An 18,547-nucleotide genomic window follows, 5' to 3' on the forward strand; every position below is an offset into this window, starting at 1 on the left:
TGAATTTTCTCTATAGGAAGAGGGATGTATGAAAGGCTATAAAGGTTTTTTAATCGATTTGGATGGAACGGTGTACCGTGGAAGTGAAAAAATTGATGAAGCTGTTTCCTTTGTGAAGGAACTGGAGAAGAAAGGGCTTCCTTATTTATTTGTTACAAATAATTCAACTAAGAGACCGGAGCAGGTAGCCGAACACTTACGTGAAATGGATGTTCCTGCAACGGCTGAGCATGTATTTACGACGAGTATGGCAACAGCTACATATATTTCTGAGCAAAAGAAGCAAGCGCGTGTGTGCATGATCGGTGAAGAAGGGTTGAAATATGCTCTAGAAGAAGAAGGACATGAAATCGTGGAAGAGAATGCCGATTTCGTCGTGATGGGGTTAGACCGCGGGATTACGTATGAAAAGCTAGCTGTTGCAGCTTTGAATATAAGAGCGGGAGCAACGTTTATCGCTACAAATGGCGATGTCGCATTGCCAACGGAACGTGGTTTAATGCCGGGTGCAGGTTCATTAATTTCTGTTTTATCCGTAACGACAGGGGTTACGCCTAAGTTTATAGGGAAACCAGAATCAATCATTGTTGAACAAGCATTGGATGTAATCGGCTTAACAAAAGACGAAACCATCATGATCGGTGATAACTATCATACCGATATTCTTGCTGGGATACGAGCGGGGATGGATACGTTGATGGTGTATACAGGGGTATCAACGAAAGAGCAAGTAGAGGCGTTAGAGGATAAACCGACGCATGCTATTGATACATTGGCAGAATGGACGTTTGATTAAAAGGAGAGGCGCACCTATAGAACTAGGTGTGCCTCTTTTGCGGTTAGATGTTTGAGGTCGATTTTGATGTAAATAAAGGTGCAGTTCCTCGATTAATAATTTAATTTAAAGGAACAAAAAAACCACTTAGAATTTCACTAAGTGGTTTCCATTACTTTACTTTATTACGCGGCCTTTGCTTTCTTATTCTGCAAGAACGCTCTAATATCACGATTGCCAATAAATCTATTTTCTTGATCATCCCAAAGTTTGAAGCTAAGAGATTTTAAGCTGGTTATTAGTGTTAATGTTGGAACATCCTGCAGTTTTGGATCACTTAAATGAGCTGCTTCGAGGTGGTAATTTGGTACACGAGAATTCAAATGGTGAACATGATGATAACCAATATTCCCAGAAAACCACTGTAATACTTTTGGTAGCTTATAATACGAGCTACCTTTTAAAGCAGCCTCAACAAAATTCCAATTCTCATTGAGTTCGAAATATCCATCTTCAAATTGATGCTGTACGTAAAACAGCCATACGCCTGCAAAAGTTGCGATATAAAAGATCGGTAGCTGCACGAGAAGGTAGTTTGTCCATCCAAGTGTAGATCCTAACACGAAAACAATAGATGCTAACACAATATTCGTCACCCAAACATGTCTCCGCTCTTTTTGGGAAGCCCCTTTCGTATTAAAACGATAATCAATTAAAAAGATATATAAAGGCCCAATTAAAAACATGACGATAGGGTTCCGGTACGTTCGATAAGCAAAGCGTTTAAACGAAGATGCGTTCACATATTCCTGCAATGTCATCGTCCAAACATCGCCAACTCCGCGCTTCTCCAAGTTTCCATTTGACGCATGGTGAGTTGTGTGACTACGTTTCCACTGTTCAAAAGAACAAAATGTAAATAGTCCAGTAATAATACCGACGATTTCATTTGCCCTGCGACTCTTGAAAAAAGAGTAATGTGTGCAATCATGAAAGATGATAAACGTTCGGACCAAAAAACCTGCTGCAGGGATGGCAAGTAACAAGGTCAACCAATAAGAAATGTCTAAACTTACATACGCTAAAATCCATAATCCTAAAAAAGGTCCAACTGAATTAATTAATTGACGCACACTTATAGATACTCGTGACTGTTCAAATGGGGCTAGTTTTTTCTTCCATTCACGAATATCATTTTTACCGTATTCACTCATTTAATGTATCACCTCATGCTAATTCTATCAGATGAAGGGAAAAAAACTATGCTTATTTATTGGAAGTCTTAAAATAGACACGTTTACTTAGTAGGAAAAAGGGGCTATCCCAAAAGGTGCGATTTTGACCTTTGGGACACCCCCTCATTTACTGATGCGTTGTCGGCAAAGAAATTGTAACGGTAGTTCCTTTATTTAGCTTACTATCAAAATGAATACTCCCGCGATGTGCTTGGATAATTCGATAGCTCACGGCTAATCCTAAACCAGTTCCTTTCTCCTTCGATGAATAAAAAGGTTCTCCTAAACGTTCCATTCGATCTTCATCAATGCCGTTCCCATCATCATGAATAATAATTTGAAGCTTGTTCATGACATCACCTACGTGAATATTAACATTCTTAGAATCGGCTTCTATTGAATTTTTAATGATATTGATAAATAATTGCTTTAATTGGTTCGGCTCACATTCAATACGATCTAATGTGTTATCTCGATGATATTCGATTTTGACGTTATATAAATTGGCTTGTGATTCTAGTAACCACATAACACTAGTAAAAATTTGATTAATATCACACTTGTCAAACTGAACTTCACGAGGTTTTCCTAATGCTAATAGTTCACTAGAAATTTGATTAATTCTTTCTAATTCATCGAGGATAATCGAATAGTAAGATTGGTTATTGTTATCGTTTGATTTCATAAATTGAATAAAGCCTTTTATCGATGTTAAAGGGTTGCGAATTTCATGAGCGACGCTTGCGGCAAGCTCGCCGACAACTGAAAGTTTTTCTGTCTTACGTAACCGTTCTTCTGTTTCTTTTTCTTTTGTCACGTCGATTGCGTAGCCAATTGCGCCAAATACCTCGTCATTATACATTGTTGGAACAGCTGTACATCGAAAGATACGCTGACTGCCATCTTTATGAGATACAGTAATTTCCTGATTCACCCAACTTGTTTGTTCTTTTAGAATCTGGTTAAAGGCTCGGATAACTTCTCTTTTGCTCTTTTTCTCAATTAGAGGCATGATCGATTTCCCTAGAAAATCCTTCGAGTCATATCCTGTCATAGCATTAAATTGTGGGTTCAATTCTAAAACATTCCCTTGGCGGTTTAAAATAAATACTAATCCGGGGTTAAACTCAACTAGAGACTTATAATTTTGTCGGCTTTTTTCTAACTTCTTCTCAACTTTAACTTGATCCGTAATGTTCCGCCCCATTACGACTAATTCTTTTCGGGAGCCATCTTTATTAAAGATGGGCACTTTAATCGTATCGAATGTTTTTGTAGTCCCATCTGGCGAGGGGATTTGTTCAATACACCGTGATACTTTCCCCATTTTCCAAGCATCTTCATCGGAAGCCTCGCAGTAATAGAACGCCTCTCGGTAAAATTCGCTATATTCAGCAAGCTCACTATCTTTTTTACCGACATAATCAACATGCTCAATTTGAAAGAGTTTTAATGCAAAATCGTTAGCTTGAGTCCATCTGCCTTGTCCATCTTTAAAGTTAACGAAATCAACCATTGAATTAATTAATATCTCTAGTTTTTCCTTTTCAGCTTTAACGGCTTGAGTTTCTTCTTTTTTGACGAAGGCATAGTAAATAAAGCAACCCGATAAAATGACGAAAATAAACCCTTTTATTTGCTGTATTAATATATACAGTTGTAAATCTGAATTCAATTGCGCAACGATATAATCGGTTACCAGTATCCAAATTATCCCAAGGGTGATGTAAAGTAAAACTTTTCTTTTTTTATGCATTGCTATTCCCCCGTATAGTCTGTCCCTGATAATTCATTTTACCATCAGGAGGCAGGTTGTGGGTTAACAATTTTCTTCCAGTTGGATAAGAGTTTTCCAAAAAAAAGAAAGCCACTCATGTGACCTTCTTTCTAACATTACTCCGTGTTTGCTGCACTGTGAGCAAGACGACTTGAGGCTGCCGCTGCAATTGCTCCGACAATATCATCTAAAAACGTATGGCAGCTTCCTGATTCTTTGTCGTTCAATTTCTCTAGAATACCGGGCTTTTGTTTATCAATGTACCCGTAGTTTGTGAACCCAATAGAGCCATACACATTCACAATGGATAGAGCAATAATCTCATCAACGCCGTATAACCCCTCATCTCGATCGATGATGCCTTGCAAAGGTTCATCAAGTAAATTCTTTTCAGCAAGGATATCTAGCTGAATCCCAGTAATGATTGCATTTTGTACTTCTCGCTTGCGAAGGACTTTATCGACGTTATCTAAACAAACATCTAGTTGGAGATCCGGGTGATACTTTACTTGTAAAAAGTAGACGAGCTCGGCAATATCCTCTAAAGTTACCCCTCGTTCGACTAACCATTCTCTCGCTTTTGTTTCAACTTCGTCCATAATCCTCTTTGTCATCGAAACACCTCCATAGGCATTCTGCCTGAATATGACTATAGGCTAATACTAGTCTACTGTCCACATACACATTTTATTCATTTGGGTCATAGACTAGGTAAAGGAGTAAGGTTAGGGAGGGAAGTAAATGTTTGAGAGGAACCTTTATGATGTGTATGGGATTTATTGTGAAAAGCGCTTTTCCATTGGGGCATATGAAGGCTTTGAAGCCGACGGTAAGTCGTACATTTTGTTGCCGAAAGAAGAGTGTATGTCACAAGAAGATGAAATGACGGCCTTTGCTGAATTCATGCGATCAATTGGCGATACATCTGTACTTGAGCCTCTGTATACTTTACAAAGGAGAAGAACTGGCTTAATTGATGGGCAAGAAGTTTATGTTTGTGCTTTGCCAATGAATTCGGAAAGAAACGAAGGGCATTTTAGGTTTCAAACGCTAGAAGAGAAGGGTGGACATTTAGCAGCTATTCACCATTTTGGAAAGCAGTTTTCGTACCCGAAGCGAGGATATGATTTCTTCGGTCAATGGCCGAAATTGTGGGAAACAAGGTTGGAGCAGTTAGAAGGATGGTATCAGCAAATATTGTACGAGAGACCGCAATCTTATGTAGATGAGGCTTTTTTGTTTTCTTATCCGTATTTTATGGGACTGACGGAAAATGCAATACAATATGTTGTCGATGCAACTTTGGATGATCCAACCCGTAATCAGGAAAAGCCCACTATATGTCATAGACGATTTACGGATCGAACGTGGATTGTCCTATCGGAAGAAGGAGATATCATAAAACGGCCAACGGAATTTGTTTACGATCATGCTTGTAGAGATTTAGCTGAATGGACACGAGATCAACATTTAACAGAAAAGAATTTTCCATGGGGAAAATTAAATGAATTTTTAAAAGGGTATGAGCAGTACGAACCATTGTCGAGCTATTCATGGAAGCTATTATATGCAAGATTGTTATTTCCACTTCACTATTTTGAAGCGATAGAGGGCTATTATAGAAGTCAATTACAAGAAGAAAAAATTCAACTCGGGCAATCTTTTTTTCGGATGCTTGAAAATGAATATAAGAATGAACGCTTTCTAAAAGAATTTGCTGAAACGGTACTTATGACAAAAGGAGTTGGTACAACTGTAGTACCACCGCTTGATTGGTTGTAGTCGTGGTTTATTCATAATTTTAGGCTAGTTAAAAAGGACGGATTCCTTTTTAACTAGTCTTTTTTTGGGAAATAGTAAAGGAAATCAGCGTATATCGAGCGAGGGAGGAGATAGTAGTATCGTAGAAGCGCAATGGCTATGCACGTCGCGCGCCTTTGCTGAAAAGGTCACTCAGTAAAGGTTTAAAGGAAGCGACGGCTCCGCACATTGCATAGATATCATAAAAAAGGTCCGCATACGCTGCTTTTTTTATGATATCTTATACTTTTCTGAATTTTATTAAATTACCTATTGTACTTAGATGGAAAGAGGTCTATAATGTCCATTATAGATAAACAAATGTACTTTTTGAGTATACATGAATAGAGTAATGGAGAAGGAGTGGAGAGAGTATGTCAGCAGCGGAAGTTCGCGTCGGATTACTGGGTTTAGGGACAGTTGGAACAGGGGTTGTTTCAATTATTAGCCGTCACCAAGAAGAATTGCGTCATCAAGTAGGCTGCCCAGTAACGGTTAAAAAAGTACTAGTTCGTGATAAAGAAAAACAACGTCCGGTGGATCTCGATGAATCACTTGTAACGGACCAAATAGAAGATGTTCTTTTCGATAAAAACATTGATGTTGTAATTGAAGTAATGGGAGGAGTAGAGACAACGCGCGAGCACTTGCTTACGGCTCTTCGCAATGGAAAGCACGTAGTTACAGCTAATAAGGATTTAATGGCTTTGTACGGTGCAGAGTTATTACAAGTAGCTTCTGAAAATGGCTGCGATTTGTATTATGAAGCAAGTGTAGCTGGTGGGATTCCAATTTTACGTAGCTTAAGTGATGGACTGTCTGCAGATCGCATTACGAAAATGATGGGGATCGTAAATGGTACGACGAATTACATTTTAACGAAAATGACGCAAAACGGCAGCTCATATGAAGAAGTATTAAAGGTTGCTCAAGAGCTTGGATTTGCAGAAAGTGATCCAACAGCTGATGTTGAAGGGCTAGATGCAGCAAGAAAAATGGCTATTTTAGCGACACTTGGTTTTTCTATGGATGTGAGCTTAGACGATGTTTCTGTTAAAGGAATTTCATCTGTCACCAAAACAGATCTAGATTACTGTGATCAACTTGGGTATACTATGAAGTTAATTGGGCTAGCTAAGCGTGATGAGGGGCGTGTGGAAGTGAGTGTGGAACCTACTTTGCTACCGAAAGAGCATCCGCTAGCATCGGTTCATAATGAATATAATGCGGTGTACGTATACGGTGAAGCAGTAGGAGAGACGATGTTCTATGGACCAGGGGCAGGTTCGTTGCCAACGGCCACTGCTGTCGTTTCTGATTTAGTGTCTGTCATGAAAAACATGCGTTTAGGAGTGTGTGGCAGACAGGTACAAGAGCCATTACATGCTCGAGTGCTCAAAAAAGCAAATGAAATCGACTCGAAATATTTCATGCGATTACGTGTACTTGATAAAGCTGGTACGTTCCAGGCTGTTACAAGTTTATTTGCTAGCCATGATGTAAGCTTTGAGAAGCTTTTGCAGCTTCCAATTGCAGGTGAAGAAGTGGCTGAAGTTATTGTAATTACACATCATACAACTAAAGAAAATTATGAACAATTATATAAAAAATTATCTGAGCTTGAAGTCATTGAATCGATTGAAAGCAGCTACCGTGTCGAAGGAGGACGTTAAAATGAGTCGTTGGAAAGGGTTAATTCAAGAATATAAGGAATACTTGCCTGTTACAGAGGAGACACCTCTTCTCACATTACATGAAGGAAATACGCCACTTATTGAGTTAGAACAGCTATCAAAAGAGTGGGGTGTAAATGTTTATGTTAAATATGAGGGGTTAAATCCGACTGGTTCATTCAAAGATCGTGGAATGGTCATGGCGGTTGCAAAGGCGAAAGAAGAGGGGAGCAAAGCGATCATTTGTGCCTCGACTGGAAATACGTCAGCGGCTGCTGCAGCGTATGGAGCAAGAGCAGGACTTAGATGTATCGTTGTTATCCCAGAAGGCAAAATTGCGCTAGGGAAGCTTGCTCAGGCGGTTATGTACGGTGCCGAAGTATTAGAAATCAAAGGAAACTTTGATAATGCCCTTGATATTGTCCGTGAAATTAGTAAGCAAGAGCCAATTACACTTGTAAATTCAGTAAACCCGTACCGAATTGAAGGGCAAAAAACAGCTGCTTTTGAAATTGTAGATGCACTTGGCAAAGCGCCAGATGTGTTAGCGATCCCAGTAGGAAATGCTGGTAACATCACAGCTTACTGGAAAGGGTTTAAAGAGTATCATGAGAAAAAAGGAACGGGTCTACCTGAGATGCGTGGGTTTGAAGCAGAAGGTGCAGCAGCGATCGTTCAAAATAAAGTAATTGAAGAGCCAGAAACAATTGCAACGGCAATTCGTATTGGAAACCCGGCAAGCTGGGATAAAGCTGTCGCAGCAAAAGAAGAATCTAATGGAGCAATTGACTTTGTCACAGATGAGGAAATTTTAGAAGCATACCAACTACTAGCTAAAACAGAAGGGGTTTTTGCTGAACCAGCTTCTTGTGCGTCCATTGCAGGATTGAAAAAGCAACTTGATTCAGGAGAAATCAAAAAAGGTTCAACTGTTGTATGTGTATTAACTGGAAATGGCTTAAAAGATCCAAACACGGCAATTGATACAGTTACAGTGAAACCAACTGTTTTGCCGAATGATAAAGAAGCGTTTCTTGCTCACCTAAAAGGTGGTGTGATGTCATGAGCCAACAACCATTTGTCATAACGGTTCCTGGTAGCTCAGCAAACTTAGGACCCGGCTTTGACTCAGTGGGGCTCGCAGTAAACCGTTATTTGACACTTGAAGTCCGCCCGTCAGATAAATGGTTTTTTGAATCAACATCTGTTGAATTACAAGGAATTGAAGAGGGAGAAGACAATCTCATTTATAAAGTTGCTGCGCATGTTGCAAAAGAGATTGGGAAAGAACTTCTTCCTTGTCATGTGGAAATGACGAGTGATATTCCGTTAGCACGTGGTCTTGGAAGTAGTGCAGCGGCTATCGTTGCTGGAATTGAGCTAGCAAATCAATTAACAGGTGAAACACTTTCCGTAAGTGAAAAAGTTCGTTTTGCTAGTCTTTGGGAAGGACATCCAGATAACGTAGCTGCTTCGGTTTATGGTGGTCTTGTAATTGGGACCCATACAGAAGAAAGCACACATGTGTTATACGGTGGCGTCCCCGAAGTTGATCTCGTTTTACTCGTTCCTTCAGAGGAATTAAAGACAAAAAAAGCGCGTGGAGTCTTGCCAGCTGAGCTTTCTTATAAACAAGCGGTTCGAGCAAGCAGTGTTGCCAATGTTCTTGTAGCAGCAATCCTTCAAGGAGACTGGGAATCAGCTGGAAAGATGATGAGTGAAGATTTATTTCACCATCCTTATCGTGGTGAATTAGTGCCTCATCTTCAAGAAGTAATTAAGGTAGTTCGTGAAGAAACAGCTGCTTTCGGAGCTGCTCTAAGTGGAGCTGGACCAACGATGCTTTGTTTAGCACCGCTTCACCATGGTGAAGAAATTCAAAATAAATTACAGCGTCATTTCCCTGATTTTGAGGTAGCTGTATTAAGACCAGCAAAAGAAGGAATTCAAGTAAAAAAAGAATCAAAACAGGAAACATCGGCGTAAAAAATAGTTGAATAGGTAATAAGTATGGCGGGCAAACCAACAAAAAGGAGGTCCGCCATGCTAGATATTCAGCAACTTGAAGAGGGACAACAAGTTTACATTATTTATCGAAATCCACACACTCAAACGGTATCCAATGTTAAGGAAGCTACAATTGCAAGGGATCCAATGGACCCAAGCAGATTATCATTGTTACTATTTGACTTTTACCATCCTATAGAGGAAGATGATGCTATTTTCGCTTCATATGAGGAGGCAGAATCGTTATTTGAGGATTTTTATATGTGAATGGTTTTAATGTAGAGTTTCAATCCTTTGTCAGAACTCATGAAGAGTTTAAAGGTAAAAAAGCTAAGAGTTCTGCCAGAAGTCTTAGCTTTTTTATAGGCTGTTTTCGTAAGATTGTTGCTGTGAAGAAAAGTGTTTTCTCGTAGTGAAATGGAGCGGAAGTCACTCGACTCCTGCGGGAACTGAAATAGTCTCTTTTAGCAAATTCGAGGAAGCAGCAATGGCTTCACACGTTGTGCGCCAGCTACGAGAAACCCACTCATAGCAGTCTTAAGAAAATGCAACGGTTCCGCTCATTTGCTTAAAGGCCACTGAAAAAGGAGAAGAACATTAACCTTTTTCAGTGGCCTTATGAAGAGGTAGGGTCGAGACCTCACAGGCGCAGCCGAGGAGGCTCGACACCTCCTTGCGGGTGCCAGTGGCTAGAGTGCTATGGAACGAACATGTGGAGACGCGTACCCCATAAAAACAACAAAATATGCGAAAACAGCCTTTTTAAAAGAAGAACCGCCCGACATTAGCCGGGCGGTAACTATTAAAAGACTTGCTCGATTTCCTTTACTCCAGGCACTTCTTCAAGAAGAGCACGCTCGATACCTGCTTTAAGTGTAATCGTTGAACTTGGGCATGAGCCACAAGCGCCAAGAAGACGAACCTTTACAATTCCATCTTCTACATCTACGAGCTCAACGTCTCCACCATCACGTAGCAAGAAAGGACGGAGCTTATCTAATACTTCACTAACTTGTTCTACCATTTCAGTACTTGTTGACATATCAAAACAACTCCTTTCTACTACCTATTATAATGGGGTTTATAAAAAAAATCCATGATTCTGCTTGAATTTACGCATATGAACAGGTTGAATATTGGAAGTGGAAGAAAAAAATGAGAAACTGTCGTATAATGATGCCATACATAACATGAACGTAGAAAAGGTGGGGTGCAATATGAAAATGACGGTTTATGGAGCTGAGGAAAAGTGTGCGAGTTGTATTCATCTTCCTACTGCCAAAGAAACGATGGAGTGGTTGGAAGCAGCTATCACAAGAAAGTACCCTCAAATAGCTATTGATTTTGAATATGTTGACATTGAAGAGCCTACAAATGATGAGAGTCATAAATATTATGCGGAAGCTATCAAAGGGGATGAATTTTTCTACCCTTTAGTTGTACTTGAGGGAGTGGTTGTAGCGGAAGGAAACCCAAAGCTGAAAGAAATTTATAAGAAAATTGATGAAATAAGTAGCAGCAATTCTGAAAAATAGTAAAAAACGAGCAACTACATGTTGGTGTTGTTGCTCGTTTTTTCTTTTTTTAGGAAAATTAGGATCCTGAATGATATTTATACATCCAAAGAACACCGCTCTTTAAAACACGTGGTACTCGACCGAGCAATGTGCGTTCGCCCATTAAACCAAACCCATGTTTTTTTCCAAGTGAGCCTAACACGCCTTTTAATTTAATTTGAGGTAGTTCTTCAGGAAGTGGTTCTCCGTCCCATTGCTTTTTCAAAATTGTAACAATTTGTTCTGCCTGCCCCTCAGCAAGCTGAGCGCTCGGTGCATGAGGGAGACTAGCGCAGTCGCCTACAACAAATACATCTTCATCTGTTGGTAAGAAGTGTTGTGGTGTTAAAATTACTCTACCTTGTTTATCTTTTTCAACATCTAAATTACGAACAACTTCAACCGGCTGTACTCCTGCAGTCCAAATGATAGCATCACATTCGATAGGTTCGTCATGATTATAAAGAATGCCTTCTTCGACTTTTGTAATATTTGATTTATTAATCACATCAACGCCGTGATCGATAAACCAGTTTTGAACATACGTACTTAGTTTTCGTGGGAACATAGATAAGATGATTTCTCCACGGTCAAACAATTTAATCGTTAAATCAGGACGACTTTCTCTTAATTCACTAGCAAGTTCAACCCCGCTTAACCCTGCACCGACAATTGATACAACGCCATTAGGACGGACGTTATTTAATGTTTCATACGTTCTGCGTGTTTTATCCATTGTTTGAATGCTATGAGTGTACTCTGCTGCACCTGGAACGTTATGATACTTATCTTCACAGCCTAAACCAATAATTAATTTATCGTAAGGAACCAAATCACCATTATCAAGCTCAACCATTTTTTCATCTAAGTTCACATTTGTTATCGTTCCGTATTTGACTTGGAGCCTTGCATCTTCAGGAAAGCTAACACGGAGGTGATGATCTGCTGCTGTTCCTGCTGCTAACGCGTAATACTCTGTTTTTAGACAGTGATAAGGCAAGCGGTCAATTAAAGTAATTTCAACATCCTCAGGAAGTCCCTCAGGTAAAAGGCGTTGAAGAATGCGCATACCGCCATAACCGGCACCTAAGATTACGAGTTTTTTCATAAACGAATGTCCCCTTTTTTCAATAATTGCTTCAAGACTGGTTTCGACCAAAGTCATTACGTTTTCAAGCAAACGGGTTTTAGTTGGTTCTGATGCAAAATTTTGAATTCCATGCGAAATTAAACTGTGAATGATATGAGACCATGTTTCAATAGAAGCATTTAAATGAATGTCTCCTCGTGATTTTGCATCTTGTAAAAGTTCATTCCAGTGCGTAAAAAGAAGCGTTTGTTCCTTAAGAACGTGATTCCACATCTCAATAGTTAGTGCAGGATATCGGTCATAGTCAGTTAATATAAATTGTAAATACGAACGTAATCGAATCGATAGTGGTCGATTTCTTAAATGCGTTTGTTTAATATGTGGCATAACTGCTAATAGCAAATCGTTGGCAAGTGACTGCATAATAGAGTCTTTTGTTGGAAAGTAATTAAAGAAAGTTCCCTTTGCTACTTTTGCTGCTTTTGTAATTTCTTGTACAGTTGTTCGCGAATATCCTTTTTCACGAAACAAAGTTAACGCCGCTTCTTCTATCCGCGCTTTAGTCTGTTCTTTTTTCGCTCGTTCGTTCATTTTTCTTCTCCTCACCAAAAGTGACCTTGGTCAGTTTTGATTATAACGATAAATAAATAAAAAAACAACAAATTTGTGACTTTTTCAAAAGCGCTTTCATGCTTGTCTTTATATTACTCTTTTTTTAATATGATAAACGCAATAATTCCTTAGAAAATAACTGGCTGGCAATTGACTTCTCTCTATTGCGAGAGTAGCATAAAGAGGTAGATTGAAGAGGTGAGAGCAAATGCGTCCAATTATCGAGTTTTGTCTTAGTAATTTAGCTAGTGGATCTCAAAAAGCAATGGAAGAATTAGAAAAAGATCCTAATTTAGATATTATTGAGTATGGTTGTCTTAGTAGTTGTGGAAATTGTGCAAGAGAGCTATTTGCTTTAGTAAATGGTGAATATGTTTCTGGAGAGTCGACAGAAGAATTAGTTGAAAATATATATACGCATCTAGAAGAAAACCCTATGTTTTAATATAGAAAGGATGTGTGACAGGTGGATGTCATTCCTTTTGTAAATACGTGGCCATATGAACGCCTTTATGATGATATATATTTGCAATCCTGTCCCTTTTGTCACACGGAGAACGTGTTAACAAATATGAAAAAATCCGATTTTAAAAGGGCGGAACAAGGAATTAAAACAATCTTGATCTTACCATGCTGTAATGGGAAGCTAACTATTTTAGAAGCTGATCAAGATTATTTTTGGACGGATAAGCAGTTAAGAAGGGATTGACGAACATGCATTTTACGAAGATGCACGGGTTAGGAAATAGTTATATTTATGTAGATATGTTTAAACAAACGCTTGATGAAGACAAGCTAGCGCCGCTTGCTGTTGAAGTAGCTGATAAAAATAAAGGGATTGGTTCGGATGGAATGATCCTTGTTTGTCCTTCTAATGTTGCTCCTGTGAAGATGCGTGTATTTAACAATGATGGTTCGGAAGCAAAGAATTGCGGAAACGGTTTACGTTGTGTTGCAAAATTTGCTTATGAACATGGCTATGTGAAAGAAGAGACTTTTCAAATTGAAACATTAGGTGGGCTTGTAGAAGCGACTGTTCATGTAACGGAAGGAAAAGTCAAGACAGTTACGGTAGATATGGGAAAACCTATTCTTTCAAGACAGTTGATTCCGATGTTAGGAGAAGACCAAGATGAAGTGGTAGCAGAAGCTTTTCCAATAGAGGATGAAACGTTTCAAGTAACGGCAGTTTCGATGGGGAATCCACATGCTGTCATGTTTGTCGAGGATATTAATCACGCACAAGTTGAAACAATTGGCCCGAAAATGGAAAAGGATGAACGCTTTCCGGAATGGGTGAATGTTGAGTTTGTTGAAGTAGTATCTGAAAAAGAACTTCATTTTCGAGTGTGGGAAAGAGGTTCAGGAATTACACAGGCTTGTGGAACAGGGGCTTGTGCAGCTGTTGTCGCTGCGATCTTAAATGGACATGCTGAAAAAGGGAAAGAAGTGACGGTTCACCTTCTTGGTGGAGACTTAGGAATTACATGGCTTGAGAATGGTCATGTTTTAATGACCGGCGCAGCTGAAGTGATTTGTGAAGGTGTTTTTGAACGTAAATAACTTAATCTAATGTTTGTTTAAGAGGAAACAAGCTAGGATACACTGCCTAGCTTGTTTTGTATTTTATTACAGAAAGGAGACTCTTTAAATGGGAAGAGAGCTGGCAAAAATCTAAGGTGGAGTCGTCATAAACGTGATGAAGGTCCTAATGGTTAAAATTGTAGAGAAAAGGACGTCATTGAAGGTATGAGAAGCGGAACGAGGTTGAGTGACAAGAGGAAAGGTTCTCATCAATTGTATGAAGAGCGGAACGCAGTTTGAACTCAAGAGAAAAGGTACTCATCAATGGTGTGAAGACCAAAAGGTGTTTGAAATCCAAGAGAAAAGGTATTCATCGAAGTTATGAAAGACCAAAATTAAGGTTAAATAAAGGAAACAGTCTTTCATCTACAATGAAAGACTGTTTCCTTGAATTTTATGGGAATCACCAGTGGATGGAGAAACTACAGATCTGTAATTTACATTGACTCCGTAGGAACTCTCTCCAGTTAAAAACATTTAGTAAGTCTTTACCACATTATAAAATGTATCTCGTTCAACTGGAGTCTTGCCAGCGCTCTTAATAAGGTAAACAAGCTCTTCACGCGTAATGCCTTGGGATGTTAATGCGCCAACTGCGTGGGAAATTCGCTCTTCAATTAACGTTCCGTGAATGTCACTCGAACCGAACGTAAGCGCCATTTGTGTTAATTGAACTCCGATGTTGATCCAATATGCTTTAATGTGGTCGAAGTTATCGAGCATTAAACGACTGATTGCAAGTGTACGCATGTCATCATAAGCTGTTGTACGACGCTTAATTCCAGCGTTAATGCTACGAGGCTGCATCGCAAGAGGGATGAATACCATATAACCATTTGTGCGGTCTTGAAGCTGGCGCAAACGGTCCATATGGATCAGCCGTTCTTCTTTCGTTTCGATGGAACCATAAAGCATAGTTGCATGTGTTTTTAATCCAAGGTTGTGAGCAATTTCGTGTGCTTCTAACCACTGATCTGTCGATGCTTTATCTGGACTCATTTTTAAACGGTAGCGCTCAGTTAAGATTTCAGCCCCACCTCCTGGTAGTGTATCAAGACCTGCTTTAATTAGCTCTTCTAATACTTCTTTCATAGATAAACCAGAAATGCGCGAGAAAAACTCAATTTCGGCACCTGTGTATGCTTTAACTGTAACTTGTGGATAGTGCTTTTTTAATGTCCGAATAGTATTTAAGTAGTAGTCAAAAGGAACTTCGTGATTGTGTCCGCCAACAATATGGAACTCACGAATGTTATCATTCCATCTTTTTTCCACATATTCTAACAATGCGTCACTGTCCATCGTATAAGCGCCCTCATCCCCCGGCTTACGTTTGAATCCACAGAAGCCGCAGCTAGCTTCACAAACATTTGTAGGATTAATGTACATATTTTCAATAAAATAAACATGATCCCCATTTTTTTTCTGATTTACTTGATTAGCTAATTGAGCAATCCCTAATAAATCAGGACTTTCAAATAAATAAAGGCCATCTTGAATTGTCAGACGTTCGCCGTGGTTCACCTTTTCGGCAATCGATTGTAACTTTGTATCGGTTAATATTGTTCCCATCCGTTCTTGTCCTCCATTTCTTCATTAAACCGTAACAATATTCCTACAATCATTCATTTTTTTGAAGGAATATGTTTGTTTTTATAGAATATATTAGTAAACGATTAAGATCTTTCGTGTTTGCCTACTATTATACTATCAGAATAGGTTTAATGAAAGAAATAGAGACGTTTTGGTATAGCTAGGGTATTTCTATATTTGGAAAAAATGTGAATACATACTTTTTTACTATTTGATCTTGCACATATTTTCACTTAGTTGGTAAAATTAATTTATGAAGTGTGCAGATAAATAGAAGCTGTAAATGGAGGGGATGGTGGAGATGAACAAAGTATTGAAACAAGACGCCTGTATGGAAAAAATCGAAGAACTCCGTAACAAGATGGTTGCTGCAGCAGGACAATACGGATTGAGTCATCCTATCGTTCTGCATTATAGTCAGGAGTTAGATCGTGCACATAACAAAGTGATTTTATTAGAGACAGGAACAAAAGAATGGGAACGTTCCCTATCCTTCTAAAAAATTGGGTGAGCACGTACCTTGAGCTAATAAGTATTAACGGTTATACTAATCGTAACAGCGATTAGGAGGGGTATCATGATTACATTAACAGATGCAGCAGTAAGCCAAATTAAAGACATGATGGAAGCTGAAGGTGATCAAAGCTTAATGCTTCGTATCGGTGTAAAAGGTGGCGGCTGTAGTGGTCTTTCTTATGGAATGGGTTTTGATACAGAAAAGCATGAAGAGGATACATTGCTTAATATAAATGGGCTCTCTGTTTTAGTTGATAAGGAAAGTGAACCAATCATTAAAGGACTTGTTGTTGATTACAAGCAAAACATGATGGGCGGCGGGTTCACAATTGATAATCCCAATGCCATTGCTTCGTGTGGATGTGGTTCATCATTTCGAACGGCAACGAATGCAGGGACACCTGAAGATTGCTAATGAATATAGATCTTCTTACTTTTTGTAAGGAGGTCTTTTTTTGTTTGATAAAAAAACGAGAAGCTCAATGCATAAGTTTTTTCGCTTTCGCTTACATTAATATCGAGTAAAAGAAAAGATAGTAAGAGGTCAAGAAAATGAATAATTATTTTTAAAAGTAGTTGAAAAATACGTCGAAAAACCATATTATTAAAGATGGGTTTTGTGACTTTTTTACGAAATTTATTATTAATATTTACCTATTATTCTATACTTATTCGTGAAAAGAATCACAATGTTGTTTTTCGGGGGAAAATATAGTAAGAAAAATTATTTAGAAGATGGAAGTGATGAAATTGAAAAAGCCAAATATCGTTATTCTTGGCGCTGGTTATGCTGGAATGATCACAGCATCACGTCTTACAAAGCAACTAGGCCATAATGAAGCAAACATTACTTTAGTTAACAAGCATGATTATCACTATCAAACAACTTGGTTACATGAACCAGCTGCTGGTACGCTTTCTCCAGAACGTACACGTATGCCTATCAACAGCGTACTTGATCTTAACAAAATTAAATTTGTTAAAGACAGCGTTGTGGAAATTAAGCGTGAAGAAAAGAGAGTTGTACTAGAAAATGGCGAACTTGACTTCGATTACCTCGTAGTTGGACTAGGTGCTGAAGCAGAAACATTTGGTGTTCCAGGTGTTCATGAACACGCATTCAGTAAGTGGACAGTAAACGGTGCTCGTGAAGTTAAAGAACATATTGAGTACATGTTTGCAAAGTATAACAATACTCCTGAGCCGAAGGACGAGCTATTGACATTTATCGTAGCTGGTGCTGGTTTTACAGGTATTGAATTCATTGGTGAATTATCAGAGCGCTTACCTGAATTATGTGCACATTATGATGTTCCTAAGGATAAAGTGAAAATGTACGTAATTGAAGCTGCTCCTTCTGCCCTACCAGGATTCGATCCTGAATTAGTGGAATATGCGATGAACTTACTTGAGAGCCGTGGCGTTGAATTTAAAATTAACTGCCCGATTAAAGAAGTAACTGAATCAGGCGTAACACTTGCTAGTGGCGATGAGATTAAAGCAGGAACAGTTGTCTGGGCTACAGGTGTTCGTGGAAGCTCTGTTATTGAGAAATCAGGTTTTGAAAATATGCGCGGACGTATTAAAGTAGACTTAGACTTACGTGCTCCAGGACACGAAAACATTTTTGTTATTGGTGACTGTGCTCTAATGATTAATGAAGAAATCAATCGTCCATACCCGCCTACAGCTCAAATTGCTATGCAAATGGCTGAAGTTTGTGCGAGCAACATCAAGGCGCTTATGAAAGGCGACTCACTGAAACAATTTAAGCCTGATATCAAAGGGACTGTTGCCTCTCTTGGTGGGAAAGAAGCTATCGGTGTAGTTGGGACTAGAAAGTTATTCGGTACATCTGCTAACTTTATGAAGAAGATGATCGATAACCGTTATCTATTCCTTTTAGGTGGACCTGCCCTTGTGTTAAAACGCGGAAAGAACCCAATGTAGTATAGGCAAAAACAATTGGCGAATGCAGAAATTGCATTCGCTTTTTGTGTATGAAAAAGTAAGAATAATTGCAAAATATACAGAAAAGGTAACTTGTTTGCGCTTACATCAGTTCGTGAGATGATATGACAAGGTTTTAATATTGTAAAAATTCTGATAATATTTCTTTAATAGGCTAAACTGTCAACAGGGGGGAAAGTGATGAAACATTCGTCTACACAAACAGCTACAGAACAATGTCCTTATTGTGAAGGAACAGGGTATTTTCAACTTCTCCTTGGTGGGAGTGAAACATGCAATAAGTGCAATGGAGAAGGGCAAGAGCAACAAGCGTAGGAGTGAAGGTTTGTTTTTTTGATTGTTTTAAAAATATCAAAGT

Annotated in this window: 20 protein-coding genes and 1 pseudogene; 14 read left to right on the top strand and 7 right to left on the bottom strand. The window is 38.9% G+C overall.

Annotation, left to right across the window (positions count from 1 at the left end):
* Positions 1–28 precede the first annotated feature (28 nt).
* Entirely contained in the window at positions 29–796 is a 768-nt protein-coding gene (locus tag SAY88_RS18490; protein WP_332633637.1) for a TIGR01457 family HAD-type hydrolase, read from the top strand.
* A 164-nt stretch (positions 797–960) separates the two neighbouring features.
* On the opposite strand, the gene desA is transcribed toward SAY88_RS18490, so the two are convergent.
* From desA to SAY88_RS18505, 3 genes are all read right to left on the bottom strand, one after another.
* Positions 961–1,989 (bottom strand): Delta(5) desaturase DesA, encoded by a 1,029-nt coding sequence (desA, locus tag SAY88_RS18495; RefSeq protein ID WP_332633638.1) that lies wholly within the window; start codon positions 1,987–1,989, stop codon positions 961–963.
* Positions 1,990–2,137: 148 nt separating this feature from the next.
* The gene (locus SAY88_RS18500) at positions 2,138–3,766 is read right to left on the bottom strand and encodes a PAS domain S-box protein (protein ID WP_332633639.1); all 1,629 of its coding nucleotides are present in this window, start codon (positions 3,764–3,766) and stop codon (positions 2,138–2,140) included.
* A gap of 137 nt (positions 3,767–3,903) precedes the next feature.
* A complete protein-coding gene (locus tag SAY88_RS18505) occupies positions 3,904–4,401 on the bottom strand; it encodes a phosphatidylglycerophosphatase A family protein (RefSeq protein ID WP_250097812.1) in 498 nt (165 codons plus the stop codon).
* A 127-nt stretch (positions 4,402–4,528) separates the two neighbouring features.
* Here SAY88_RS18505 and yutH point away from each other — a divergent pair, with 127 nt between their 5' ends.
* The 5 genes from yutH to SAY88_RS18530 all read left to right on the top strand — a co-directional run bounded on the left by yutH (position 4,529) and on the right by SAY88_RS18530 (position 9,534).
* Positions 4,529–5,569 (top strand): spore coat putative kinase YutH, encoded by a 1,041-nt coding sequence (gene yutH, locus SAY88_RS18510; protein WP_332633640.1) that lies wholly within the window; start codon positions 4,529–4,531, stop codon positions 5,567–5,569.
* Between the two features lie 392 nt (positions 5,570–5,961).
* Positions 5,962–7,260, top strand: coding sequence for a homoserine dehydrogenase (locus SAY88_RS18515; protein WP_332633641.1), 1,299 nt, complete (start codon positions 5,962–5,964; stop codon positions 7,258–7,260).
* A 1-nt stretch (position 7,261) separates the two neighbouring features.
* Positions 7,262–8,326 carry a threonine synthase gene (thrC, locus tag SAY88_RS18520; RefSeq protein ID WP_034626598.1) on the top strand — a complete coding sequence of 355 codons (1,065 nt, stop codon included), beginning with the start codon at positions 7,262–7,264 and terminating at the stop codon, positions 8,324–8,326.
* Positions 8,323–9,246, top strand: coding sequence for a homoserine kinase (thrB, locus tag SAY88_RS18525; RefSeq protein ID WP_332633642.1), 924 nt, complete (start codon positions 8,323–8,325; stop codon positions 9,244–9,246). The genes thrC and thrB overlap by 4 nt, the downstream gene beginning before the upstream one ends.
* A gap of 57 nt (positions 9,247–9,303) precedes the next feature.
* Positions 9,304–9,534: a transcriptional regulator SplA domain-containing protein gene (locus SAY88_RS18530; RefSeq protein WP_332633643.1), complete on the top strand. Its 231-nt coding sequence runs from the start codon at positions 9,304–9,306 to the stop codon at positions 9,532–9,534.
* A 535-nt stretch (positions 9,535–10,069) separates the two neighbouring features.
* On the opposite strand, the gene SAY88_RS18535 is transcribed toward SAY88_RS18530, so the two are convergent.
* On the bottom strand, positions 10,070–10,309 hold the full coding sequence (locus SAY88_RS18535) for a NifU family protein (protein WP_034626592.1): 240 nt from the start codon (positions 10,307–10,309) through the stop codon (positions 10,070–10,072).
* Positions 10,310–10,484: 175 nt separating this feature from the next.
* Here SAY88_RS18535 and SAY88_RS18540 point away from each other — a divergent pair, with 175 nt between their 5' ends.
* A complete protein-coding gene (locus SAY88_RS18540; protein ID WP_332633644.1) occupies positions 10,485–10,802 on the top strand; it encodes a YuzD family protein in 318 nt (105 codons plus the stop codon).
* 58 nt (positions 10,803–10,860) lie between these two features.
* Here SAY88_RS18540 and SAY88_RS18545 read toward each other — a convergent pair whose 3' ends face one another.
* Both SAY88_RS18545 and SAY88_RS18550 read right to left on the bottom strand, forming a co-directional pair.
* Positions 10,861–11,931 carry an NAD(P)/FAD-dependent oxidoreductase gene (locus tag SAY88_RS18545; RefSeq protein ID WP_332633662.1) on the bottom strand — a complete coding sequence of 357 codons (1,071 nt, stop codon included), beginning with the start codon at positions 11,929–11,931 and terminating at the stop codon, positions 10,861–10,863.
* 459 nt (positions 11,932–12,390) lie between these two features.
* Positions 12,391–12,504, bottom strand: a pseudogene (locus SAY88_RS18550) (TetR/AcrR family transcriptional regulator); the annotation flags it as partial.
* A 229-nt stretch (positions 12,505–12,733) separates the two neighbouring features.
* Between SAY88_RS18550 and SAY88_RS18555 the strand changes: the two are divergent.
* Genes SAY88_RS18555 through dapF form a run of 3 tightly spaced genes read left to right on the top strand, consistent with a single transcriptional unit; the run spans position 12,734 to position 14,088 of the window.
* Complete coding sequence (locus SAY88_RS18555) at positions 12,734–12,970, top strand: YuzB family protein (protein WP_250097804.1); 237 nt, start codon at positions 12,734–12,736, stop codon at positions 12,968–12,970.
* Between the two features lie 21 nt (positions 12,971–12,991).
* On the top strand, positions 12,992–13,234 hold the full coding sequence (locus SAY88_RS18560; protein WP_332633645.1) for a hypothetical protein: 243 nt from the start codon (positions 12,992–12,994) through the stop codon (positions 13,232–13,234).
* A complete protein-coding gene (gene dapF / locus SAY88_RS18565; RefSeq protein ID WP_332633646.1) occupies positions 13,231–14,088 on the top strand; it encodes a diaminopimelate epimerase in 858 nt (285 codons plus the stop codon). Before SAY88_RS18560 ends, dapF begins: the two co-directional genes overlap by 4 nt.
* 498 nt (positions 14,089–14,586) lie before the next feature.
* Here dapF and mqnE read toward each other — a convergent pair whose 3' ends face one another.
* Positions 14,587–15,681, bottom strand: a complete 1,095-nt coding sequence (mqnE, locus tag SAY88_RS18570; protein ID WP_250097801.1) for an aminofutalosine synthase MqnE — start codon at positions 15,679–15,681, stop codon at positions 14,587–14,589.
* A 322-nt stretch (positions 15,682–16,003) separates the two neighbouring features.
* Here mqnE and SAY88_RS18575 point away from each other — a divergent pair, with 322 nt between their 5' ends.
* The 4 genes from SAY88_RS18575 to SAY88_RS18590 all read left to right on the top strand — a co-directional run bounded on the left by SAY88_RS18575 (position 16,004) and on the right by SAY88_RS18590 (position 18,504).
* Entirely contained in the window at positions 16,004–16,201 is a 198-nt protein-coding gene (locus tag SAY88_RS18575; protein WP_332633647.1) for an aspartyl-phosphate phosphatase Spo0E family protein, read from the top strand.
* A gap of 78 nt (positions 16,202–16,279) precedes the next feature.
* Entirely contained in the window at positions 16,280–16,633 is a 354-nt protein-coding gene (locus SAY88_RS18580) for a HesB/IscA family protein (RefSeq protein WP_332633648.1), read from the top strand.
* Between the two features lie 320 nt (positions 16,634–16,953).
* Positions 16,954–18,168 carry an NAD(P)/FAD-dependent oxidoreductase gene (locus tag SAY88_RS18585; RefSeq protein ID WP_332633649.1) on the top strand — a complete coding sequence of 405 codons (1,215 nt, stop codon included), beginning with the start codon at positions 16,954–16,956 and terminating at the stop codon, positions 18,166–18,168.
* Positions 18,169–18,369: 201 nt separating this feature from the next.
* Positions 18,370–18,504, top strand: coding sequence for a YuiA family protein (locus SAY88_RS18590; protein WP_250097797.1), 135 nt, complete (start codon positions 18,370–18,372; stop codon positions 18,502–18,504).
* Positions 18,505–18,547 lie beyond the last annotated feature (43 nt).

Source organism: Halalkalibacter flavus (assembly GCF_036663575.1).
In the GTDB taxonomy this organism is placed as follows: domain Bacteria; phylum Bacillota; class Bacilli; order Bacillales; family Bacillaceae_D; genus Halalkalibacter; species Halalkalibacter flavus.

Excerpts from the sequence above, each read along its gene's own strand:
- SAY88_RS18490 (WP_332633637.1), top strand. The coding sequence starts at position 29 with ATGAAAGGCTATAAAGGTTTTTTAATCGATTTGGATGGAACGGTGTAC.
- desA (WP_332633638.1), bottom strand. The coding sequence starts at position 1,989 with ATGAGTGAATACGGTAAAAATGATATTCGTGAATGGAAGAAAAAACTA.
- SAY88_RS18500 (WP_332633639.1), bottom strand. The coding sequence starts at position 3,766 with ATGCATAAAAAAAGAAAAGTTTTACTTTACATCACCCTTGGGATAATT.
- SAY88_RS18505 (WP_250097812.1), bottom strand. The coding sequence starts at position 4,401 with ATGACAAAGAGGATTATGGACGAAGTTGAAACAAAAGCGAGAGAATGG.
- yutH (WP_332633640.1), top strand. The coding sequence starts at position 4,529 with ATGTTTGAGAGGAACCTTTATGATGTGTATGGGATTTATTGTGAAAAG.
- SAY88_RS18515 (WP_332633641.1), top strand. The coding sequence starts at position 5,962 with ATGTCAGCAGCGGAAGTTCGCGTCGGATTACTGGGTTTAGGGACAGTT.
- thrC (WP_034626598.1), top strand. The coding sequence starts at position 7,262 with ATGAGTCGTTGGAAAGGGTTAATTCAAGAATATAAGGAATACTTGCCT.
- thrB (WP_332633642.1), top strand. The coding sequence starts at position 8,323 with ATGAGCCAACAACCATTTGTCATAACGGTTCCTGGTAGCTCAGCAAAC.
- SAY88_RS18530 (WP_332633643.1), top strand. The coding sequence starts at position 9,304 with ATGCTAGATATTCAGCAACTTGAAGAGGGACAACAAGTTTACATTATT.
- SAY88_RS18535 (WP_034626592.1), bottom strand. The coding sequence starts at position 10,309 with ATGTCAACAAGTACTGAAATGGTAGAACAAGTTAGTGAAGTATTAGAT.
- SAY88_RS18540 (WP_332633644.1), top strand. The coding sequence starts at position 10,485 with ATGAAAATGACGGTTTATGGAGCTGAGGAAAAGTGTGCGAGTTGTATT.
- SAY88_RS18545 (WP_332633662.1), bottom strand. The coding sequence starts at position 11,931 with ATGAAAAAACTCGTAATCTTAGGTGCCGGTTATGGCGGTATGCGCATT.
- SAY88_RS18555 (WP_250097804.1), top strand. The coding sequence starts at position 12,734 with ATGCGTCCAATTATCGAGTTTTGTCTTAGTAATTTAGCTAGTGGATCT.
- mqnE (WP_250097801.1), bottom strand. The coding sequence starts at position 15,681 with ATGGGAACAATATTAACCGATACAAAGTTACAATCGATTGCCGAAAAG.
- SAY88_RS18575 (WP_332633647.1), top strand. The coding sequence starts at position 16,004 with ATGAACAAAGTATTGAAACAAGACGCCTGTATGGAAAAAATCGAAGAA.
- SAY88_RS18580 (WP_332633648.1), top strand. The coding sequence starts at position 16,280 with ATGATTACATTAACAGATGCAGCAGTAAGCCAAATTAAAGACATGATG.
- SAY88_RS18585 (WP_332633649.1), top strand. The coding sequence starts at position 16,954 with ATGGAAGTGATGAAATTGAAAAAGCCAAATATCGTTATTCTTGGCGCT.
- SAY88_RS18590 (WP_250097797.1), top strand. The coding sequence starts at position 18,370 with ATGAAACATTCGTCTACACAAACAGCTACAGAACAATGTCCTTATTGT.